This window comes from Mesorhizobium sp. M7A.F.Ca.US.006.04.2.1 (genome assembly GCF_004022915.1).
Taxonomy (GTDB): domain Bacteria; phylum Pseudomonadota; class Alphaproteobacteria; order Rhizobiales; family Rhizobiaceae; genus Mesorhizobium; species Mesorhizobium ciceri.
Map to the genome: position 1 here is coordinate 1 of NZ_RZQA01000941.1, position 2,290 is coordinate 2,290.

Genomic DNA, 2,290 nt, shown 5'->3' on the forward strand with positions numbered 1-2,290 from the left:
GTGCGGGACGGTGAGCTTGGCCGAGCGGCGGAAGCCCATGTTTTCGCCGATGGTGCCGACAGCGTCCTTGATGGTGTCGGCAACCGACTTGTCGGAACCCGGATACTTTGCGGCGGCCACAGCCTCCGTCGTGCCGTAGGCCAGCGCAACCTTGGCAACATTGGCGACGATTTCCTGAAACGCGGCGTTGCGGGCAACGAAGTCGGTCTCGGAATTGACCTCGACGACGGCAGCCTCGCGCACGCCGTTGTCGACGCCGATCAGGCCTTCAGCCGCGGTGCGGCCAGCCTTCTTGTCGGCCTTGGAGATACCCTTCTTGCGCAGCCAGTCGACGGCCTCTTCCATGTTGCCGTTGGTCTCGGTCAACGCCGCCTTGCAATCCATCATGCCCGCGCCGGTCAAGTCGCGGAGTTCTTTGACCTGTGCAGCCGAAATGCTCATTGTCGCCTCTTTGTTTTAAATGCACCGACGCACCATCGGTATTCGATGGTGCGTCTGTTTAGCGTGCCAGAATATGAGAAAGGTGAAGGCCGCAACCGGCCTTCGATTATCAAGCTTCCGGAGCGTCTGCAGCCGGGGCCGGAGCCGGGTCGAGCGCGGGTTCGACGGGAGCTTCGATCGAAGCGCCGATGTCGACGCCGAGCGCGCCCTGCTGACGGGCGATGCCGTCGATCGCAGCCTTGGCGATCAGATCGCAATAGAGCTGGATGGCGCGGGCCGCGTCGTCATTGCCGGGGATCGGGAAGTCGATCTTGTCCGGATCGCAGTTCGAATCGATGATGGCGACGACCGGAATGCCGAGGCGCTTGGCCTCGAGAATGGCGATCGCTTCCTTGTTGGTGTCGATCACGAACATCAGGTCGGGCGTCGAGCCCATGTCCTTGATGCCGCCCAGCGCCTTGTCGAGCTTCTCGCGCTCGCGGTCGAGGTTCAGGCGTTCCTTCTTGGTCAACCCTTGCGCCTCACCGGCCAGCATCTCGTCGAGCTTGCGCAGGCGCTGGATCGAATTCGAGATCGTCTTCCAGTTGGTCAGCATGCCGCCGAGCCAACGCGAGTTGACGTAGTACTGGGCCGAACGCTGTGCCGCATCGGCGACGATGTCGGACGCCTGGCGCTTGGTGCCGACGAACAGCACCCGGCCGCCCTTGGCGACGGTGTCGGAAACCTGCTTCAGCGCCTGGTGCAGCAAAGGCACCGTCTGCGAGAGGTCGATGATGTGGATGTTGTTGCGGGCGCCATAGATGTAGGGCGCCATTTTCGGGTTCCAGCGATGGGTCTGGTGGCCGAAGTGAATGCCAGCTTCCAAAAGCTGGCGCATGCTGAAATCAGGCAGTGCCATTCAAAGTTCCTTTCCGGTTAGCCTCCACGGACACAGGCATTTTTGGACTTTGTCCTCGAACGCCACCGGAGGTTTCAGCCGGATTTCTCCCGGGCAGACACCAAAGTCCGTGTGTGGAATGAGCGCGCATATAGAGGGGATGCGCGATAAACGCAAGTGCCGCGGGACCTGTGTGCGGCGTGCGACGATCCGCGCGCTGCCGTCAGCGCTTTATCTTGCCGTTCGGCACCCGCACCCGCCGGAAGACCGCGACGATCTCCTCGCGGCTGCATTCGATGGCGCCGAGCCGCACCGCACGGTCACGCTCGAAGCCGGTTATGTCATAATGCGGCGCCGATGTCTTGGGCGGCCCCTGGTAGGATGAGCGCTTGACGCCAAGATGCGCGGCAAAGCGATGCAACTCGTCGGTGTCGTCGGCCAACAGATGGCACCAGCGATGGCCGGCCCAGTTCCAGATCGCTGCGTCGACATAGGCTGCCATAAAGCTTGCTGTCTGCCTTCCATCCGTCACGACAGTCGGCCACATGGCCCGGCTGATGTCAGTGACGATAGAATGGATTGGGATAGAAAATGAAGCCGCCATTGGCTGCAAGCTCGGCGACGATGTTGGTGACTGTATCCTGCATGCGACGGTGCAGATCGGCAACCGCATCGTCGATCGAGCCCGTATGCTCATGCAAGCCCAGTGCCTCCGGCACCCGGATGTGGGCGCAACGCGGCCCGGCCGGCTGCGGAACGAACCGGTTCATCGTGTCGCGCAGCCCGCCCCGACAATAGTCGTTGCGGATCCGCTTCAGATGTTCGGCGATCTCCTCCTGGCTAATGCGCGGATTGGCGCAGGCCCAGGGTCCGACGCGTTGCAGCCTCTGAACCCTATCGGCGAGCGCGCGGACCTGCCTTTGCCGTTCGGCATCGCCAGTGTTTTCGCGCTGCCAGCGACGCGCCCGCCGC

At 62.7% G+C, this 2,290-nt stretch carries 3 protein-coding genes and 1 pseudogene; all 4 read right to left on the reverse strand.

Annotated features, from left to right (window positions below):
* Positions 1 to 441 (reverse strand): translation elongation factor Ts (tsf, locus tag EN925_RS32510; protein ID WP_128337230.1); only part of this gene is annotated, 441 nt, incomplete at its 3' end.
* 109 nt (positions 442 to 550) lie between these two features.
* On the reverse strand, positions 551 to 1,339 hold the full coding sequence (gene rpsB, locus EN925_RS32515) for a 30S ribosomal protein S2 (protein WP_013531765.1): 789 nt from the start codon (positions 1,337 to 1,339) through the stop codon (positions 551 to 553).
* Between the two features lie 202 nt (positions 1,340 to 1,541).
* A complete protein-coding gene (locus EN925_RS32520; protein WP_013531766.1) occupies positions 1,542 to 1,820 on the reverse strand; it encodes a DUF4031 domain-containing protein in 279 nt (92 codons plus the stop codon).
* A 58-nt stretch (positions 1,821 to 1,878) separates the two neighbouring features.
* Positions 1,879 to 2,290 (reverse strand): annotated as a pseudogene (locus EN925_RS32525) (hypothetical protein); the annotation flags it as partial.

What these genes read in the sequence shown, in the direction of transcription:
- rpsB (WP_013531765.1), bottom strand. Translation starts at nt 1,339, where the DNA reads ATGGCACTGCCTGATTTCAGCATGCGCCAGCTTTTGGAAGCTGGCATT.
- EN925_RS32520 (WP_013531766.1), bottom strand. Translation starts at nt 1,820, where the DNA reads ATGGCAGCCTATGTCGACGCAGCGATCTGGAACTGGGCCGGCCATCGC.